The sequence below is a fragment of the Roseomonas sp. CAU 1739 genome (assembly GCF_039839775.1).
GTDB lineage: Bacteria > Pseudomonadota > Alphaproteobacteria > Acetobacterales > Acetobacteraceae > Neoroseomonas.
In genome coordinates this window covers 224,354-241,564 of the sequence record NZ_JBDOQQ010000001.1, presented here as the reverse complement: position 1 = coordinate 241,564, position 17,211 = coordinate 224,354, and the positions used below count along the sequence as shown (strand labels likewise).

The window sequence follows — 17,211 nt, the reverse complement described above, 5'->3', positions numbered from 1 at the left end:
CCAACATGGCTGCCGCCCACCGACCCCAGTCGGCGGCGGCGCTCTAGGACCGGCCGGAGCGGCTGGCGGTGCGGGAAATCACATACGCGTGAACCGGCCGGTCGGTGGCACACCCTGCTCCTGAAGCGCTTCAGGCCGCAAGGAACTTCGCCGCCGCGCTGGCCAGCACCTGGCAGCACAGCGCCAGGTCCTCTTCCTTCGTGTCCTCGGCCCAATGGTGGCTGATGCCGCCGATCGACGGCGTGAACAGCATCGCCGCGGGCATGCGCTTGGCGATGTACTGCGCGTCATGGCCGGCACCGGAGGGCATGGTGGTCCACGCGCCCGGGGCTTCCTGCTGCGCCGCTTCCTCCAGCGCCGCCATCATCGCCGGGTCGCAGATCGCCGGCGTGGCGCGGGATTTCTGCGTCAGCGCGGCCGGGCACTTCTCGCGCCGGTTGCTCTCCTGCACCAGGTGGCGGAGCGTGTCCTCCATGCGTTCCAGCACCGGGACGGAGACATCGCGGAACTGGAACAGCACCTCCGCCGTGCCAGGGATGATCGACGGCGCACCGGGTTCAAGGCTGATGCGACCGGTCGTCCAGGTGGACCGTTCGCCGCAGATGCGCGGAAATTCCTGGTCGATGGCGGCGAGCAGCCGCACCGCCGACAGCCCTGCATCGCAGCGTTCGGCCATGGTGGTGCCGCCGGCATGGTCCTGCTGGCCATCGAAGCGGATCAGCCACTGCCAGATGGCGACGATGCCGGTCACCACGCCGACGCGCAGCCCCTTCGATTCCAGGTTGGTGCCCTGTTCGATGTGCATCTCGAAGAAGCCCTTGTGGCGGCCGGGTTCGAGTTGCATGCGGGGCTTGCCGGCAAGCCCCGCGGCGGCGAGCGCATCCCGCAGGGGCTGGCCGTCGTTGCGGCTGCGGGAGCGGTCGATCTCCTCCTCGCCCAGTTCGCCGATGATCGACCGCGAGCCGAGGAAGCCGCCCTCGAAATGCCCTTCCTCATCGGCGAAGGCGCAGACATCGACGGGCAGGCCGGCGCGCGCCAGCGCCACGCCGGTCATCACGCCGAGCGCGCCATCCAGCCAGCCCGCCTGGTTCTGGCTCTCGATATGGCTGCCGACCAGCAGATGCGGCCCCGGTCCCTTGTGCCGGCCATAGACGTTGCCGATGCCGTCGATCGACGCTTCCAGCCCACATTCGGCCAGGCGTTCCATCAGCCAGTGGCGCGATTCCATGTCCTGCGGCGAATAGGTCGGGCGATGCACGCCCGTCTTGTAGGCGCCGATCTTCCGCAATTCGTTCAGGTCGCGCAGGAAGCGCTCGGCATCGATCCGGGGCATGGGCAGGGTCCTTCGTTGCCGGTCATGCTGCGGCGCAAAATCGCGTGGGGCAAGGCAGACATTAACCGGACGGCAAGGTCGATGCGCTTCCGTAGGGTTGCGCCGCAAACCGCGGCGATCCTGTCGGAGGCCGCAAAAATGACCGCCCTGGCGCACCCCCCTCGTCAGCCCGAGGACATCTCCTCGGTGGCCCTGCTTGAATCCGCGAAAGGGGCCGAGCTTCATCTGCGCGGCCAGTCCGGCACGCTGCTGCGCGTCCCGCTGGGCAATGCCGACCACCTGCGCGGGCTGACCGCCCTTGCCATGATGGCCGGCGCGCTCGGCAAGGTCCCCGGCGGACGGGCCTGACAGCGGTCTTTCGCGATCGTTCCACCAGCCGCTAGGCTACCGCCCGGCCTGCGCCACAAGCAGGCGGGAGGATGCGCATGAACCGATGCCTGGCGGCCATGGCCGCGGCGCTGACGATGCTGGTCTGGCCGGCGTTCGCGCAGGTACAGATGGTGGTGAACTTCGCGGCCGGCGGACCGACCGACATCGTCGGGCGGATGATGCAGAACGAGATGGCGGCGGCACTCGGCCAGCCCGTGGTGGTGCGCAACGCGACCGGTGCGGGTGGGACGATCGGCACCGCCGAGGTCGCTCGCGCCCGGCCCGATGGGCAAACCATCCTTCTCTCCCCGGTCGGGCCGATGGCGATCCAGCCGCATTTCCGTCCCGGCCTCGGCTATGGGCTGCAGAATTTCGCGGCGATCTGCCAGGTGGCTGACAGCCCGGTGGTGATGATGACGCCCAAGACCTCCGGCCTGCGCACGGTGGCCGATGTCGTCGCCCGCGCACGCGCCGAAGGCCAGGGGTTCCCCTTCGCCTCGACCGGCGCGGGCAGCATCCCGCACATCTCCAACGTCGCGCTGATGCGGCTGGCACGCATCGAGATGAACCACGTCCCCTATCGCGGCTCGGGCGAGGTGATGCTCGCCTTCCAGCAGGGCCAGGTGCAGCTGTTCACCGACCAGACGCTGCTGATCCGCCAATACGACCTGCACCCGATCGCCTTCCTGACCGAGGCGCGCAACCCGGACTTCCCGGAGGTGCCGACGATGCGCGAGCAGGGCTACGACCTCGTCTACACGATCTGGACCGGGCTCTACGCGCCGGCCGGCACGCCGGAGGCGACGATGGCGCGGCTGGAGGCGGCCTGCGCGCGGACCATGCGCCACCCTGATGTGGTGGCGGGCATGACACGGGTCGCGCAGCCGATCCTGTATCGCGACCGCGCGGCGTTCACCGCCTTCTCGGCCAGCGAGAGCGAGAAGTTCCGCGCGCTGATCGCAGCGGCGGGGCTGCGCTCGGCGGAATAGGGGAGCGCCGGCGGGCGCGCGCGGCCGGCGGGCCGCCGCCTTCCCGCCCCGCCATCCCTTCGGCATGCTCTCGCGCCTCGGGGAAAGGATTTCTGCGCATGGCGCTCCGCTGCGACCTCATCATCCGTGACGCGACCATCATCGACGGATCCGGCCGCGCGGGCTTTCGTGGCGATGTCGGCGTGCAGGGGGATCGCATCACGGCGGTGGGCGACCTGGCCGCGGCGCATGGCGCGCGGGAGGTGATGGCCGGCGGGCGCGTGCTCGCGCCCGGTTTCATCGACGCCCATACCCATGACGACCAGATCGTGCTGCAGGGGGCGACATGCATGTGCTGCAAATTGTCGCAGGGCGTGACCAGCGTCGTCGTCGGCAATTGCGGCATCAGCCTTTCACCGGTGCGCATGACGACGCGCCCGCCCGCGCCGCTCGACCAGATCGGCGCGCCGGAATGGTGGCGTTTCGGGTCCTTTGGCGAATACGCCGACCATCTGCGGCGCGAACCCCCGGCGGTGAATGCGCTGGCGCTGATCGGCCACATGTCGCTGCGCGTGGGCGCGATGGGCGGCGACACCCAGCGCGCCGCGACGGATGCCGAGGCCGAGCGGATGCGCGCCTGGCTGGCGGAAAGCCTGGCCGAAGGCGCCGCCGGCTTCTCCACCGGCCTGTTCTACCCGCCATCGCGGCACGCGCCGACCGAGGAGGTGATCGCGGTCGCCGAGGCGCTGCGCGCCCATCGCGGCCTGTACGTCACGCATATGCGCGACGAGGCGAACCACGTCCTCGACAGCATCCGCGAGACGCTGGACATCGGCGAGGCCGTCGGCGCACCAGTGGTGATCAGCCACCACAAATGCGCCCAGCCCGAGAACCACGGGCGGTCGCGCGAAACGCTGCCGATGATCGAGGCCGCCGCCGCGCGCTACCCCGTCGCCTTCGACGTCTATCCCTACACCGCGTCGTCCACCTCCCTCGCCGCGCGCGACCCGCGGCCCGACGTGCCCGTGCAAGTAACGAATTCGCTGCCCCATCCGGCCATGGCCGGGCGCATGCTGGCGGACATCGCGCGGGATTGGGGGGTGTCGCTGGTCGAGGCGCGCGACCGCCTGCTGCCCGCCTCCGGCGTCTTCCACAACATGGCCGAGGATGATGTCCGCCGCATCATGGCGCATCCGCTGTCGATGATCGGCAGCGATGGCGGGCCGCTCGCCAGCAAGCCGCACCCGCGGCTGTGGGGGACCTTCCCGCGCGTGCTCGGGCACTACGTCCGCGAACTCGGGCTGATGGATCTGCAAACCGCCATCCACAAGATGACCGGGCGCACCGCGATGGTCTTCGGCATCGAAGGGCGCGGCACCATCCGCGAAGGCGCCTTCGCCGACCTGGTGCTTCTCGACGCGGCAACGGTGCAGGACCGGTCCACCTGGGAGGATTCGATCCAGCCGGCGGATGGCATCATCGAAACCTGGGTGAATGGGCAATCGGCCTATGTACACGGGCAGGGCGTGACCGGGGCGCGCGCAGGGACATTGCTCAGGCGCGCCGCATGAGGGCGGCGGCGGGAGAGAATGGAGAGGGGCGCCGCCCCTCTCCAGACCTCACCCCGCCAAAGGCCAGGGGGCCTTTGGAATGCCGGTTCCTGGCGCCCTGCGCGAAGGGATCGCGCTTTCGCGGAGGCGGGCCTGATCCAGGGCCGTTTCCGTTCGCCTTGGCTCCCGACAGCGGCTCTGGCCTTCTGTTTCCTGGAGCATCACCACCCGATCGGGATCTGCGTTAGCCGGGCGGCAAGGGGTCGGCGCCGTTGATCTCAAGCGCCTCCAGCACGCGGGAGACGCAATTGTAGCCGGCGATCGTCACCGTCAGTTCCACCAGCTGGCGCGGCGACAGCAGGCCACGCACGACGCCGGCGACATCGTCGGGGACATGCACCGCCCGCGTCATGGCGTCGCAATAGCCGAGCACGGCACGTTCGGTCGCATCGAACAGGGGGCTGCCCTCCCAGTCCGGCAGAGCATCCAACTGCGCCTGCGTCATGCCCTCGGCCAGCGCGATCGGCGCATGCGCCGCCCATTCATAGGACGCTCCGTTGATCGCGGCGATCCGGCAGATCACCATCTCCCGCAACCTGCCCGACAGCGTGGAATTCCAGCGCACCGAATCGAACATGGCGATCCAGCCCTGCGCGATCGGCGGGGCGTGCAGCAGCATCCGGTGCAGATGGCCGATCTTCCTGCGCGATGCGCGGATCGTCTCCGCCGCCGCGTGCAGCTCGGGCTGGGCGGGATCGGCATAGGGAATGCGAGCCATGGCGTCGTGTCCTCCGTTGCGCCGACTGTGACCGTTGCGCCGGGCGCCGTGAAGACATGCCGATCACGCGCGCAATCCCGCGAACCGCGGCGCCGTCCGCCGCGCCTCGCCACAGGCCCCGCGCGAAACGGGCCGCCCGGTGGGATCAGCGTCCGACCGCGCCGCCGCGCACCGTCCTGCCCCGCTTGTTTGAACGCGCATCGTCACGCGCCCGGCTGATTCCAGGCAGGCGGTATCCGCTTTAGGCTCGCCGCCATGCCGAAGAAGATGCACCTCGTCGCCTATCTCAAGGCCGGCCCCTCGGCCAGCTACCCGAGCACCTGGCGCCACCCCGCCGCGACGCTCGACGACCTGTTCACGGCGGAACGCTGGGAAGGCATCGCCCGCACGCTGGAAGCGGCGCGCTTCGACGCCTTCTTCTTCGCCGACGGGCTCGGCATCCCGGACCTCTACAAGGGAACCTACGACGACTATCTCGGTCGCGGCGGGCAGCTGTCGCTGCTCGACCCGATGGCGATCGTCCCGCTCATGGCGCGCGTCACGAAGCACCTCGGCCTCGGCATCACGCTGTCGACCACCTTCATGCCGGCCTACATGATCGCGCGCTATCTCGGCTCGATCGACCTGCTGAGCAACGGCCGCGCGGCGTGGAACGTGGTGACCACCGCGCGCGACTTCGAGGCGCAGAATTGCGGCCATGACGGCCTGCCGCCCAAGGACCTCCGCTACGACATGGCGGACGAGGTCCTCGAAGCCTGCGACGCGCTGTGGAATGGCTGGGATGCCGATGCGCTGCTGCTCGACAAGGCGAGCGGCCGCTTCGCCGACCCCGCCAAGGTTCGCTACGCGCACTACTCGGGGCAGCACGTCAGCGTGCGCGGCCCGCTGTCCATCCCGCGCACGCCGCAGGTGCGTCCCGCCATCATGCAGGCGGGGTCCTCGCCGCGCGGCCGCGCCTTCGCCGCGCGCTGGGGGGAAATGCTGTTCGCCACCCCTGCCACCAAGGCCGATGCGCTATCCTATCGCAGCGACATCCGCGCGCGGATGGAAGCGATCGGCCGCGACCCCGATGACTGCAAGGTGCTGCCCTCGATCACCGTTGTGGTGGGGGAGACGGAGGCGATCGCGCGGGAGAAGGCCGCCTATCTGGAATCGCTGGTCGATCCGGAACTGGTGATCGCCGCGAGTTCCTGGTCGGTGGTGGCCGACCTGTCGAGGATCGACACGCCCGATGCGCTCGACAGCCCCGGCAGCAACCAGGGTGTGCAGGGCCATCGCGACCGCATGATGCAGGTGGCGCGCGAGAAGGGCATCAGCTTCGCCGAGGCGGTGCGCCGCCCGCGCGCCCTGCTTGCCGGCACGCCCGGCATGATCGCCGACATGATGGAGGACTGGTTCACATCCGGTGCGGCGGACGGCTTCATCCTGCCGCCCACCATCTTCCCGACGACCTTCGAGGAATTCGGCCGCATGGTAGTGCCGGAATTGCAGCGGCGCGGGCTGTTCCGCACCGATTATGCCGGGCGCACCTTGCGGGAGAACCTGCGCAATCCGGGTTGATGCGTGGCCGGGCGCGACTCCCGCGCCGCAACAGGGCCGGCGCCGCGCCGGCTATTGCCGAGCGCGCTGCCGCTGCCCCTGCGCTCCACCCCAGCCGGCACGTTGCACGCGCCGGCGCACCACCTCCACCCGAAGCCCGGCTGGATCGCCCAGCATCCCCAGCAGCGCATCGAGATGCGCCGACTCGATGCCGATGCCCCCCGCGCTGCCAGCCGCGCCACGCACCCCGCCGTGCAGCAGCACGGGCCGCTGGCCGTCTTCCGGTTGTAGCAGCAGCGCGCGGGCCCCAAGCGCCTTGCGCAGCATCGCCGCCAGCCGCGCGTCGCCGGTGCCAAGCGGGTCCTCCGTACCGAGGTCCAACAGGGCCGCGACGCGATACCGACCGCTGCCGGTGACCGGGGCGGGCAGGCCCGCCATGGCCTTCGGCGGATCCCAGGTCGCCCAATACGGGCCGAAGGCCACGCCCTCCCCGCGCCGCAGCATGATGCGTGGTTCGTCCTGCCCCTGCACCGGGCTGATGACCAAGCAGGTCTGGTCGGCGCGCACCCAGTCGGGATCCCTCATGGCGCGCAGGCTGCGCAGCGCCATCGCCAGGCAGGCGGCGCCGCCCAGCAGGAACAGGATGCCCAGGATCATGGCGCCGCCGCTGGGGGTTTGTCGGCCGGTAAGGCGCCGGTTCGCGGCCACTGGAACGGCGAGGACGGTAGCCCCGGCACCGGGACGGAGGCTGGCGCGGTCAGCGACGGTCGCTGGCGCAGCCGCTCGGACGCTTCGAAGCGTGCGCGCAGGCCCGGTTCCGGCAGCGCGCCATTGCCCGGCGCCCAGTAGCGCACGCCGCCGGGTGCCGGGCTGGCGCGGCCGGCCAGGGCGGTGGCCTCGACGAAGGCGCGGTCGATTTCCGCGCCGTTCCAGCGACCGATCGCCAGCAGCAATCCGCCGAGGAACACCAGCACGGCGCCGCAGACGAGGAGCAGGCGCGCACGACCCAGCGCGGCGGTCATGGTATGCCACCCGGCCGCGGCGCGGGCGATGCGAGGTGCTTCGCCAGGGCCTCCGCCTCGCCGATCGAGGCGGCCTGGCCGGCGGCGAGCGCGCCCATCAGCCGCGGCAGGTCGCGCGCCAGCGCCTGGCGCGGCGCACCCTCGGGTGCCGTGGCGCCGGCCTGGACCAGCGAGAGCGCGGCCGCGCGTGCGGGTGGTGCCATGCGCTCCGCCGCGCCGGCCAGTTCGCCGAGCAGCGCCGGCAGCAAGGCGGTCTGCAAGGCGGCGCGCAGGGGTGCCGGCAGCGCGGCGGGGGAAAGCGGTGGCGGCGCCTTCGCCTCGCCGGCCTGGCCCATCAGCCTGGCTTCGAATATGCGGCCTGCCGCACCGCCAAGGACGAAGCCGAGCACCCCGCCGATCAGCGGCGCGGCGGCGAGAGCCAGCCAATAGGCGGCACCACGCGGCGCCACGACGACGCCGACCGCGGCGAAGGCCAATCCCGACAGCAGCAGCATCAGGATCACGCGATGTTGCCAGGCGGTCATCATGACGGGCGCTTCCGGCGCCGGGGCGGCGGCACCGGGGCGGGCCTGCTGGAGCCGTCCCGCCGCGCGTCTCTCACGCCTGTTCGGGGCCATGCGTCAGCCCCCCGAGGAATAGGATGCGCCCGTCGAACCGAAGCCCGCGCGGGAGATCGAGGAGGTGGGCCGGGAGACCGCCGCGCCGGTGAGCCGCGAGCCGGACCCGGCGGAATAGCCGCCCATGCGGTTCGCGGCATCGAGCCGCCGGGTCCCGCTATCCCACGCCTGCAGCGGCCCGGTGCCGGTGGCGGGGCGGTAGGCGGCGGTCGGCCGGCGATCGGCGGTCCAGCTCCAGCCCTGGTAGCGCGGGCCGATCCCGGCGGCATAGTTCTGCCGGTATCCCGCATTGTAGCCGACCCACCAGGCCGGCCACGACCCGCCGCCGGACCGCGTGCTGCCGCTGCCGCCAGACCCCTGCACCGGCGCGGCATCCGCCACCGCCATGGTCAGGGCGCTGTCGGGCAGCTCGACCTCGACGCATTGGACCCAGCTGGCCTGGCAGGCCTCGCGCGTGGCGTACCGGTTGGGCAGCGCCAGGTCGGATCGTTCGCAGCGCTGCCACTCGGCCGAGCAGGTCGCCTCGTCGGGGTAGATCGGGGCAAGGCGCTGATACCCGTAGGCCGCGGCGGTCGGCACCTGGGTGGAAGGCGATACATCGACGGCCTGTACATTGCGCGGCGCCGCCTGCGTCGCGAGAGGCGCGCCATTCGGCAGCACCGGTTCGGACAGCGCCCATAGCCGCGCCGCGCGGTCCTGCACCACCGGTTGCAGCAGAAGTTGGTTCTCCGGCGCCCGCGCCCAGCCCGCCAGGGCCGGGCGCCAGTTCGGCGGCGTGGCGGCGAGCGTCTCGCCCTCGCAGGCGCCGCGGCCGAAGATCGTCTCGCAGGCGGCAACGGTGGTGAAATGCGGGCGGGAGCCGCCATGTTCCCGCGCGATCACCTGTTCGAGAATGTCGCAGCGCGCCGGGTCCTCGCCGAGGCGCCGATGCGCCGCGCGGCAGGCATCGAGCCGCGCCTCGGCCTGTCCGGGCAGGTCTGACGGGGGCGACTCGTCGCAGCCGGCCACACCCATGCCGAGGGTGACGAGGGCTGCCGCCCGCACGGTCATGGAGCGGCGGCGCGCGCGGACCGGCGGCCCGGACCGGGCGCACCCGTCCTCCGCGGGACCCTGGGCATCCACCGGCACGGGCGGGCCGTCGCCCATCTCAGCCCGACATGACGGCATTGTTGAGGATCCCGGCGCCGATCTGCATGAAGGCGATGAAGACCGCCGCACCGCCCACCTCGTCCTCCTCGATCTCCTGCTGCAGCCGTCCGGCGAGCAGCGTGGTGAGCACCAGATGCACGACGAGTTGCACGGCGACCGCGACGACGCACCAGATGACCTGGTCGAGTGGCCCGGCGGCCGAGCGCGCCACTGCCGCGATGGGCAGCACCATGCCGATCGCCTTGCCGCCGAGGGCCAGCGCGCAGGGCAGGTTGCCCGCGCGCAGCAGCGCCAGTTCGTCCTGCGGCGTGATCAGCGAGACGACGACCAGCCCCCCCACCCAGAACACCACGCCGAGCGAGAAGGCGACGAGGAAGGACAGGAAGGTGGAGGGGAAATAGGCAAGGATCTCGGCGGGGGTCATGCGAGGCGTCCGGGTCTTGGCGCGTCAGCCGCGCAGGATGTGGGGCACGAAGCGCGCGGCCGGGCCGGTGACCGGCCCGCGCGATTCGCGGAAGGAAATCCCGGCCGGCTGCCCGCCGATCATCCAGACCGAGGCGGCGCAATGCGCCTGGCCGGCGCCGACGGGGAAGACCGGAAGCGGGCAATGCGCCTGGAACAGCAGCGGGCCGACCTCATCCTCCGGCACCGCGCCGATCGGCTGGCCGGGCAGGAAGACGTGTTCGCCATCCCAGCCGCGGCGCGGCTTGGCCACCCATTCGCCTTGCGGTGGGCGGTCGAGGAACGTCGGCAGCAGGTTCGCCGTGTCGGGGAACATGTGCCACAGCAGCGCCATCATGGTCTTGTCGGCGAGCAGCCGCACCCAGGCGCCGGGGTAGATGCGCGTGCGGCACTGGGGCAGGACCTCGATGTTCGGTTCCTCCTCCATCCAGTCCCAGGGGTAGATCTTGACCAGCGCCTCGAGCGGTTCGTCGCGGTCGTCGGTGAAGCGTTGCGCGTCCGGGTCCCAGCCGACCTGGCCGATGGCGCAGATGCGCGGGGCGATGTTCGCCTTGGCCGCGATCTCGACCAGGTATTCGGCATCGAAGCGTTCGGTGGTGTCGGCGGGGCCGCCGCGATCGTCGGTCGCGCCGCCGCAGGCGATGGCACAGCTCGACGGCAGGCCCATGCGCGGGATGTGCTCGGAGAGTTTCTCGTAGAGCAGGTTTTCCTGCGAATCCCCGTCCCGGCCGGTCACCGACTGCCAGGATTCGAACCATTCCCACTGTACGAAGGACGCCTCGGCCAGCCCGAAGGGCGCATCGGCCTCATAATCCAGCAGCATCGGCGTGCCGTCGGGCGCGAAGGAGAAATCCATCCTTCCGTAGAGCGGCGCGTCCTTGGCGCGCCAGGATTGCGCGATCGCCGCCTGCATCGCCTGGCTGCGAATGCCGAAATACGCGTAGTCGCCGCTGGCGACGAGTTCCTCCACCGCCTGGTAGCAGCGCTTCTGCACGTCGGTCGCGGCGTTCAGCAGCGCTTCGGAGACGGCGGCGTCGATGACATAGGCGGCATCCGTCACCCACCAGGGCTCGCCATCGCCGTTGGGGATGTCGAGGCCGAGTTCGCGCAGCCGTCCGAGGAACAGCGCCGGTGTCTGCACGCTTTCGCGCCGGAAGGGCGGCATGGCGGCGGGCACTACAGGATCACATGGGGCACGAAGCGGTCCTCGAAGGTCGTCACCCTGTCATCCCCCTCCCTGATCCCCAGGCCGGCCGGTTCGTCGCCGACCATCCACACGCCCATGACGGGATAGGCGTCGCCGTGTGGCGTCGCGTGTCCCGGCAGGGGGCACCATTGTTGCCAGATCGTGGGCGATGCGGGCAAACCTTCGGCGGCCTCGGTCGATTCATCGCGCCCCGTGCCCTCCACCCGCATGCCCCACCCTTCGAGCCCCAGCGCCGGCTTGCCGATCGCCGGCCCGTCGATCGCCGCGCGATCCAGCGAGGCGGGCAGCAGCAGAGGATGACCTGGGAACATCTCCCAGAGCGTGACGAGGATCGCCTTGCTGGCATGCAGCATCCGCCGTGCCGGCTCGATCCAGCGCGTGCGGCCAAGCGGCAGCAGCCGCCCGCCTTCCTCGATGTCCAGCCAGTCCCACGGATACAGCTTGAAGCAGGCGGCCAGCGGCGTGCCGTCGGGCGTCACGAAGCCGGCGCCGTCCTGCCAGGATATGTCGTCGACCGGCAGGAAGGCGGCGTCGTGGCCGGCGGCGCGGGCGGTCGCCATCAGATAGGCGACCTGGGCGATCTCATCCTCACGGCCGCGTTCGGCGGAGAAGTGGATCAGGTGAGGCAGGTTCATCCGAGGCCAGCGCGCGACAAGGGCATCGTCGATCGCATTCCACTGATCCGAGCCGGGGCGGTCCCGGGTGTCCTCGAACCAGGCGAGCTGGACCGAGGCGGCCTCGAGCAGGGCGGCCGGCGTCTCGGCGTTGAATTCGAACAGTTTCACCGACCCGTCGGCATCGAGCCGGAAGTCGAAGCGGCCGTAGAGCGATGGCTCGCCGAGGCGATGGGAGTGCTCGACCAGGGCGGCGAGGCGCGGGGAGAAGCCGAAGGCCCGATAGTCGCCACGCGCGACCACGTGATCGACGGCGGCGGCGATCATCGCGTTCAGCTCGCGCCCTGCCGCCTCCATCGCCGCCACGGCGTCCTGTGTCAGGACATAGCAGGCGTCGCGCGCCCAGTATTCGCGGCCCTCGGGCGAATGGAAGCCGAAGCCGAGCGCTTCCGCCCGCGAGGGGAAGGCGTCGTCCCGCGGCAGGTGGCGGCGCGCGATGGCGGGCTGCCGGTGGGTCATGGCGGGGCCATCCCGGCGGGCGCCCGGCTGGTCTCGGCCTGGTGGCGCCGGGCGAAGGGCCGTTCCGGCGCGTGACGCTGCCCTGCCATGCCTGCCGCCTCACCCCGATCCGGTCTTCCCGTCCATCCATAGGGCTTTCGTCCATGCGCGAAAGGTCAGGGTGGCGCCGCCCGCCGGGCAGCGGTGCAGGCGGCCGCGGCAGGCACGATGCTGCGCGGGCGGGTGCGCGCGCCCCATCGCGCCGTGCCGATCCGATGATCGGCCCGGGCGCGCGGATGCCCACCGGTCGCGCCGGTTTCGTGGGCTGGATCTCGACCGTTGCGAGGGCACCGCCGGGCGGGTGCGAAAAACTTCATCCTTCCCGTGGAACCATCGGCGGCGCCGACTGTTGAACGGGGGGCCGAAGAAGGGACAAGCGCATGACGATGATGGCTTCGGGCGGAGAGTTCCACGGGCGCGGCATCGGCGTTCGCGCGGCCGATGCTGCCGAGCATCGGGTAGGGCGCGGCCACGTGGCGCAGCCTGATGCGCTCGATTCCGGCCAAACCCCGGCACGGGAGCCGCGGCGCGACGGCGGCAGGGCACGGGATGCGGCCACCGAATCCGCGCGGGAACACGTCCCGCATCCCATCGACATCCATGTCGGCGCCCGGATGCGACTGCGGCGCCAGCTGGTCGGCATGAGCCAGAAGGATCTGGCGGCCGCGCTGCGCATCACCTGCCAACAGGTGCAGAAGTTGGAGCGAGGCATGAACCGCATTTCCGCCGGCAGGCTGCATGACCTCGCCGGCGTGCTCGACGTGCCGATCGGGTTCTTCTTCGAGGCCGTGCCGTCGGCGCCGGGCGGCCGGGCGGATATGCCGGACGGACAACCACCCGCCGAATCCCATGGCGAAACCTGGAGCGACCTGCTGCACCGCCGGGAGACGCTGAGCTTGGTGCGCGCCTACTACACCGTGACCGATGCTGCGCTGCGGCGGCGGATCCTGGACCTGGTGCAGAGTCTGGCACCGCCACCGTAGCCGGCTGGGGCCGCTGCCGCAGGGCCGGCCGTCAGGTACACGGGCCGCACACGCGGGCCGAAGGACTCGGTGTTCAGGCGGGACGTGGCTTCCTCACCACCGGCGTGCGCGGCCTCAATCCAGCCCACCATCATGCCCGTAGCGCACCACCCGCACCGCCTCGAGGGTCACCAGCGCGCTGCCGAGCATCGGGTGCAGCGCCTCGATCAGCGCCGCGATCTTCGCCTCCCCGTCCACCAGTTCGATCACCAGCGGCAGGTCCTCCGACAGCCGCAGGATCTTCGAGGTGTGCAGCCGGCTCGACTTTCCGTAGCCCATCGGGCCGCGCAGGACGGTGGCGCCGGCGAGGCCCAGTTCTCGCGCCTTGAGGACGATCGCCTCGTGCAGCGGTCGCCCCTGGTATTCGTCACTCTCGCCGATGAAGACCCGCAGCAGGCTGGCGGGCGTCGTGTCCGTGGCCATGATCATGTCCCCCGAAGTCGGTTCATGCGTTGCGCAAGGCGATGGCCAAGCCAGACCGCCGGCAGCCAGGTCGCGGCCGAGACCAGCACATAGCCCGTCGCGAGCGCCCATTGCCCGACCTCGAGCAGCCGGATGGTCTCCAGGCTGAAGAGCGAAAAGGTGGTGAAGCCGCCGCAGAAGCCGCCCATGACGCCCTGGCGCATGGCGGGTGTCGCGAAGATGCGGCCATCGGGCCCGGTGAGCGTCGCGTAGAGGCCGATGACGAATGAGCCTGCGACGTTCACCGCGAGCGTCCCGAGGGGCAGCGCCGTTCCGAACAGTTCGAGTGCCGCCACGCCGCTAAGGTGGCGCGCCACCGAGCCGATCGCGCCGCCGATCGCGATGGCGAGGTAGATGCGCGTGCGCGGTGCCATCGGCTCAGCCCCCGAACATCAGCAACCCGGCCTGGTGGCCGGCGAAGGCGGCGGCGAGGCAAAGCCCAATCGAGGCGATCACGTTCAGCGCCGCCCGCCCGCCCTCCCCCGCCCTCGCGAGGGCCAGCGTCTGCAGGGTGAAGGAGGAGACGGTGGTATAGCTGCCGAGGACGCCGGTCACGAGCAGCAGCCAAGTCTCGCGCCAGGGCTCGGCGATTCCCCCGGCGGTCAGGAAGCGCGCGGCGAGCAGGCCGATGGCGACCGCCCCGCTGACATTCACCACGAGGGTGCCCCAGGGGAAGGTCTCGCCGACGCGACGGGCGACGACACCAGACAGCCAGAAGCGTCCGCAGGCGCCCACGGCACCGCCCAGGGCGACGATGACGACCTCCATCATGCTGTCATCCACGACGGACGAGCCGATAGGCCGCGGGCGACCATCACGGCCGTGGTGGAGTGATCGAGGAAATGGGCCGGAACGTGCATCGCGGCAGGCATACTCCCATCATCCCGGCTTGCGCCGGAAGCGACAGGAGTCATCAGCCTCCGCGGCGGTTGACAAGGGGGACCCCATCGCCTGGACCCTGATCCGAGGGCAGATCGCGTTCAGGTGGAATGATCTGGACTCGTGAAGATGCTCTCAAAACAACTGGCTGGAGCATGTGGCGTGAGCGCATGCGAACGCGGCATGCACCAGCCGCGCGACGGGCCGACGAGAAACAGCACCACGCCTTGGGTTCGTCCAGTGCCACCCGCCATCGATGATGCATGGCTGCATCGCGGCGGCCAGGCGGGCCGATAGCGGCATCGCATCGCACCCTGGGTCCGGCAGGTCCGGATGCGTCCAGTCTATCCTGATGGTGGTGCGGATCATCGTTTCGTTACCCTCCGCCGGGTGGCAACCTGGCAGTCGTCTTTTTCGACAATTTTACATTGTGGAAAAAAATCAATGACGTCGGTAAAGAGATTTTTTGGCCACCGCCTGGATGAAGCGACGCAACGCCATGCCGGCCTGGACCCATGGAGAATGCCTTCGGCCGATGCGCGCCCTCGCACGGCCAGTCGGATGAGCTGGGTTCTTGGAATGACCTGAAAAGCCGCTTCGGTGCGCGTTCAGGCCCCGTGGATGTCAGGCACCCGGCTCGCCGCCGCCGGGAGCCGATCCTTCCCCATCTCCCAATCCTCGCAGCAGACAGCGCCTTCAGAGCTGCGCATCGATGGGTAATTTCTCTCACGCTTGCTGATCGTGAATTCCACGACGCAGAATGTCGGCTCAACGACATCATGCGGGAATCGCCACGATGAGCTTCCTGGCCGCGACGGACGGCCCACGACCGGGCGAGGTATGGCTGGTCGGCGCCGGCCCCGGCGACCCCGAATTGCTGACGCTACGCGCCGCCAATGCGCTGCGCCGCGCCGACCTCGTCCTGCATGATGCGCTGCCCGGGCGCGGCGTGCTGCGTCTGGTCCGCGCCGGGGCCACCATCATCCCGGTCGGCAAGCGAAAAGCGGCACAGGCCACACCGCAATCGACGATCATCGCGCGCATGATCGCCGGCGCGCGGGCCGGCCAGCGCGTGGTGCGCCTCAAAGGCGGCGACCCGTTCCTGTTCGGCCGTGGCGGGGAGGAAGCAGCCGCCCTCGCGGCGTCGGGCATCCCGTGGCGCGTCGTGCCCGGCGTGACATCGGGCACCGCGGCACCGGCCGCCGCCGGTATTCCTGTCACCCATCGCGGCATTGCCAGCGCTGTCACCTTCGTCACCGGGCATGACGAAAGCGGCGGCCTGCCAACCTCGGTGGATTGGGATGCGCTGGCGCGCAGCGGCGCCACGCTGGTCGCCTTCATGGCGCTGTCCTGCCTCGACGAGATGGCAGTTCGGCTGCTCGCGGCGGGACTGCTGGCCGGGACGCCGGTCTCGGTCATCTCGCAAGCCTCGCTGCCCGGACAGTCCACGCTGGCGAGCACGCTCGGCGCCTGCACCCTCGCGGTGCGGCGCGCCGGCATCCCGACCCCGGCGCTGGTGGTGATCGGGCGGGTCGCGGCGCTGGGCGGTACGCTCGGCCTTGTGCCGGATGAGGCCGCGCCGCGTATCCGCGACGCCGCCACCGCGTCCTGATCGCTGCGCATGCTGCCTGATGGATCGCGCGCGACGGGACGCGCCTCGCCGCTCGCTTTCGATGCGATGCTGACACTGACGCCGGACCTGATGGCGACCCACGGCCTGTCGGACAGGAGGCGGCGGGCCGGGGCAATCGCGCGGCTTGCCCTCGAGAGGCTGCCGGGCGCTGTGGCGGTGCGGGTGCCGTGGCGCGGACCGATGCCGGATGAGCCCGCGGCGCCGAGGTTTCCCACCAGAGCTGGCGGAGTTGGCGAGCGCCTTGTGCACAACGGCCCGTCCCGGCGTCGATCCCAACCGCGCTGCCCGGAGCCGGGTATCGGCATTCCAAAGGCCCCCTGGCCTTTGGTGCGGTGAGCCCGAGAGGGGCAAAGCCCCTCTCGGTTCCCAAAGCCGCGGATATCAGATCGCGAAGTTCAGCGGCTCGACAATCGTGCGGCGCAGCCCTGCCGCCTGGGCCCGGCGCAGCAGATCCTCAATGGTGATGCCCGCGAGACGGGTGCGGAGTTCGCCATCGAGTTCGCGCCACATCGGCATCACCACGGCGATCTGTAGCCGGCCGACCAGGTCGTGGGGCGCGTCCGATTCCTCCTGCACGCTGGCGACGATGTCGGACAGGCGCAGGTCGCGCGGGCGACGGCCCAGGCGATAGCCGCCGTGCGGCCCCCGCACGCTTTCCAGCAGCCCGGCGCGCGACAGCGCCTGGAACACGGGCTCCACGCCCCGTCGCGCAGCGCCGAGGCGTTCGGCGATCTCGGCAGCCGCCACCAGCTCCCCGGCGCGGCCGGCGTGGAAGGCGAGGTCGAGCATGATGGCAATGGCCGTGAACGCACGGTCGCGGCGCAGCAGCATGGTGACTCTCGGTTTCCCCCTGGTCCGGCTGCAAGCTCTACGACGGTCTGTCGTGGAATGCGAGCCACCTGGATGGGGGCCGCCTCAGGCCGTGCTCACCAGCGCCCCGGTCCGCGTGCTTCGGCCGGCGTGACCTGCACATCCGGATAGGCACGGCGCACGAAGGATGCGGTCGGTGCGCCAACTGCCGCCGGCCATGCCCGCCGCCAGGCGGCACC

At 70.8% G+C, this 17,211-nt stretch carries 20 protein-coding genes and 1 riboswitch; of the genes, 6 read left to right on the top strand and 14 right to left on the bottom strand.

Annotated elements, in window-relative coordinates:
- Nucleotides 1-130 precede the first annotated feature (130 nt).
- Nucleotides 131-1,333, bottom strand: coding sequence for a Zn-dependent hydrolase (locus AAFN86_RS01140; RefSeq protein WP_347541362.1), 1,203 nt, complete (start codon nt 1,331-1,333; stop codon nt 131-133).
- 15 nt (nt 1,334-1,348) lie between these two features.
- Between AAFN86_RS01140 and AAFN86_RS01135 the strand changes: the two genes are divergently transcribed.
- The 3 genes from AAFN86_RS01135 (at nt 1,349) to AAFN86_RS01125 (ending at nt 4,241) form a co-directional block, all read left to right on the top strand.
- Nucleotides 1,349-1,681, top strand: coding sequence for a hypothetical protein (locus AAFN86_RS01135; RefSeq protein WP_347541361.1), 333 nt, complete (start codon nt 1,349-1,351; stop codon nt 1,679-1,681).
- A gap of 77 nt (nt 1,682-1,758) precedes the next feature.
- Nucleotides 1,759-2,691 (top strand): tripartite tricarboxylate transporter substrate binding protein, encoded by a 933-nt coding sequence (locus AAFN86_RS01130; RefSeq protein WP_347541360.1) that lies wholly within the window; start codon nt 1,759-1,761, stop codon nt 2,689-2,691.
- A gap of 98 nt (nt 2,692-2,789) precedes the next feature.
- Nucleotides 2,790-4,241 carry a D-aminoacylase gene (locus tag AAFN86_RS01125; RefSeq protein WP_347541359.1) on the top strand — a complete coding sequence of 484 codons (1,452 nt, stop codon included), beginning with the start codon at nt 2,790-2,792 and terminating at the stop codon, nt 4,239-4,241.
- 223 nt (nt 4,242-4,464) lie between these two features.
- On the opposite strand, the gene AAFN86_RS01120 is transcribed toward AAFN86_RS01125, so the two are convergent.
- Nucleotides 4,465-4,998 carry a carboxymuconolactone decarboxylase family protein gene (locus AAFN86_RS01120; protein WP_347541358.1) on the bottom strand — a complete coding sequence of 178 codons (534 nt, stop codon included), beginning with the start codon at nt 4,996-4,998 and terminating at the stop codon, nt 4,465-4,467.
- Between the two features lie 255 nt (nt 4,999-5,253).
- Here AAFN86_RS01120 and AAFN86_RS01115 point away from each other — a divergent pair, with 255 nt between their 5' ends.
- Nucleotides 5,254-6,558 (top strand): NtaA/DmoA family FMN-dependent monooxygenase, encoded by a 1,305-nt coding sequence (locus AAFN86_RS01115; protein WP_347541357.1) that lies wholly within the window; start codon nt 5,254-5,256, stop codon nt 6,556-6,558.
- Nucleotides 6,559-6,609: 51 nt separating this feature from the next.
- Here AAFN86_RS01115 and AAFN86_RS01110 read toward each other — a convergent pair whose 3' ends face one another.
- The 7 genes from AAFN86_RS01110 to AAFN86_RS01080 all read right to left on the bottom strand — a co-directional run bounded on the left by AAFN86_RS01110 (nt 6,610) and on the right by AAFN86_RS01080 (nt 12,127).
- Nucleotides 6,610-7,194, bottom strand: a complete 585-nt coding sequence (locus tag AAFN86_RS01110; RefSeq protein WP_347541356.1) for a hypothetical protein — start codon at nt 7,192-7,194, stop codon at nt 6,610-6,612.
- Entirely contained in the window at nt 7,191-7,559 is a 369-nt protein-coding gene (locus tag AAFN86_RS01105) for a hypothetical protein (protein ID WP_347541355.1), read from the bottom strand. The genes AAFN86_RS01110 and AAFN86_RS01105 overlap by 4 nt, the downstream gene beginning before the upstream one ends.
- Nucleotides 7,556-8,086, bottom strand: a complete 531-nt coding sequence (locus AAFN86_RS01100; protein ID WP_347541354.1) for a hypothetical protein — start codon at nt 8,084-8,086, stop codon at nt 7,556-7,558. The genes AAFN86_RS01105 and AAFN86_RS01100 overlap by 4 nt, the downstream gene beginning before the upstream one ends.
- A 93-nt stretch (nt 8,087-8,179) precedes the next feature.
- Entirely contained in the window at nt 8,180-9,226 is a 1,047-nt protein-coding gene (locus tag AAFN86_RS01095; protein ID WP_347541353.1) for a DUF1190 domain-containing protein, read from the bottom strand.
- Nucleotides 9,227-9,323: 97 nt separating this feature from the next.
- Nucleotides 9,324-9,749: a DUF350 domain-containing protein gene (locus AAFN86_RS01090; RefSeq protein WP_347541352.1), complete on the bottom strand. Its 426-nt coding sequence runs from the start codon at nt 9,747-9,749 to the stop codon at nt 9,324-9,326.
- Nucleotides 9,750-9,773: 24 nt separating this feature from the next.
- Nucleotides 9,774-10,964, bottom strand: coding sequence for a glutathionylspermidine synthase family protein (locus tag AAFN86_RS01085; protein ID WP_347541351.1), 1,191 nt, complete (start codon nt 10,962-10,964; stop codon nt 9,774-9,776).
- Nucleotides 10,964-12,127, bottom strand: a complete 1,164-nt coding sequence (locus AAFN86_RS01080) for a glutathionylspermidine synthase family protein (RefSeq protein ID WP_347541350.1) — start codon at nt 12,125-12,127, stop codon at nt 10,964-10,966. Before AAFN86_RS01080 ends, AAFN86_RS01085 begins: the two co-directional genes overlap by 1 nt.
- A gap of 653 nt (nt 12,128-12,780) precedes the next feature.
- Here AAFN86_RS01080 and AAFN86_RS29570 point away from each other — a divergent pair.
- Nucleotides 12,781-13,149, top strand: coding sequence for a helix-turn-helix domain-containing protein (locus tag AAFN86_RS29570; RefSeq protein ID WP_408906576.1), 369 nt, complete (start codon nt 12,781-12,783; stop codon nt 13,147-13,149).
- A gap of 114 nt (nt 13,150-13,263) precedes the next feature.
- Here AAFN86_RS29570 and AAFN86_RS01070 read toward each other — a convergent pair whose 3' ends face one another.
- From AAFN86_RS01070 to AAFN86_RS01055, 4 genes are all read right to left on the bottom strand, one after another.
- Complete coding sequence (locus AAFN86_RS01070) at nt 13,264-13,611, bottom strand: DUF190 domain-containing protein (RefSeq protein ID WP_347541348.1); 348 nt, start codon at nt 13,609-13,611, stop codon at nt 13,264-13,266.
- 2 nt (nt 13,612-13,613) lie between these two features.
- Nucleotides 13,614-14,024, bottom strand: a complete 411-nt coding sequence (gene crcB / locus AAFN86_RS01065) for a fluoride efflux transporter CrcB (protein ID WP_347541347.1) — start codon at nt 14,022-14,024, stop codon at nt 13,614-13,616.
- 4 nt (nt 14,025-14,028) lie between these two features.
- Complete coding sequence (gene crcB, locus AAFN86_RS01060) at nt 14,029-14,421, bottom strand: fluoride efflux transporter CrcB (protein ID WP_347541346.1); 393 nt, start codon at nt 14,419-14,421, stop codon at nt 14,029-14,031.
- A 126-nt stretch (nt 14,422-14,547) separates the two neighbouring features.
- Nucleotides 14,548-14,611: riboswitch (Fluoride riboswitch) on the bottom strand.
- A gap of 53 nt (nt 14,612-14,664) precedes the next feature.
- Nucleotides 14,665-14,898 carry a hypothetical protein gene (locus AAFN86_RS01055; protein ID WP_347541345.1) on the bottom strand — a complete coding sequence of 78 codons (234 nt, stop codon included), beginning with the start codon at nt 14,896-14,898 and terminating at the stop codon, nt 14,665-14,667.
- 427 nt (nt 14,899-15,325) lie between these two features.
- Here AAFN86_RS01055 and cobA point away from each other — a divergent pair, with 427 nt between their 5' ends.
- A complete protein-coding gene (gene cobA, locus AAFN86_RS01050) occupies nt 15,326-16,141 on the top strand; it encodes a uroporphyrinogen-III C-methyltransferase (RefSeq protein ID WP_347541344.1) in 816 nt (271 codons plus the stop codon).
- Nucleotides 16,142-16,543: 402 nt separating this feature from the next.
- Here cobA and AAFN86_RS01045 read toward each other — a convergent pair whose 3' ends face one another.
- Nucleotides 16,544-16,993, bottom strand: coding sequence for an Rrf2 family transcriptional regulator (locus AAFN86_RS01045; RefSeq protein ID WP_347541343.1), 450 nt, complete (start codon nt 16,991-16,993; stop codon nt 16,544-16,546).
- Nucleotides 16,994-17,211 lie beyond the last annotated feature (218 nt).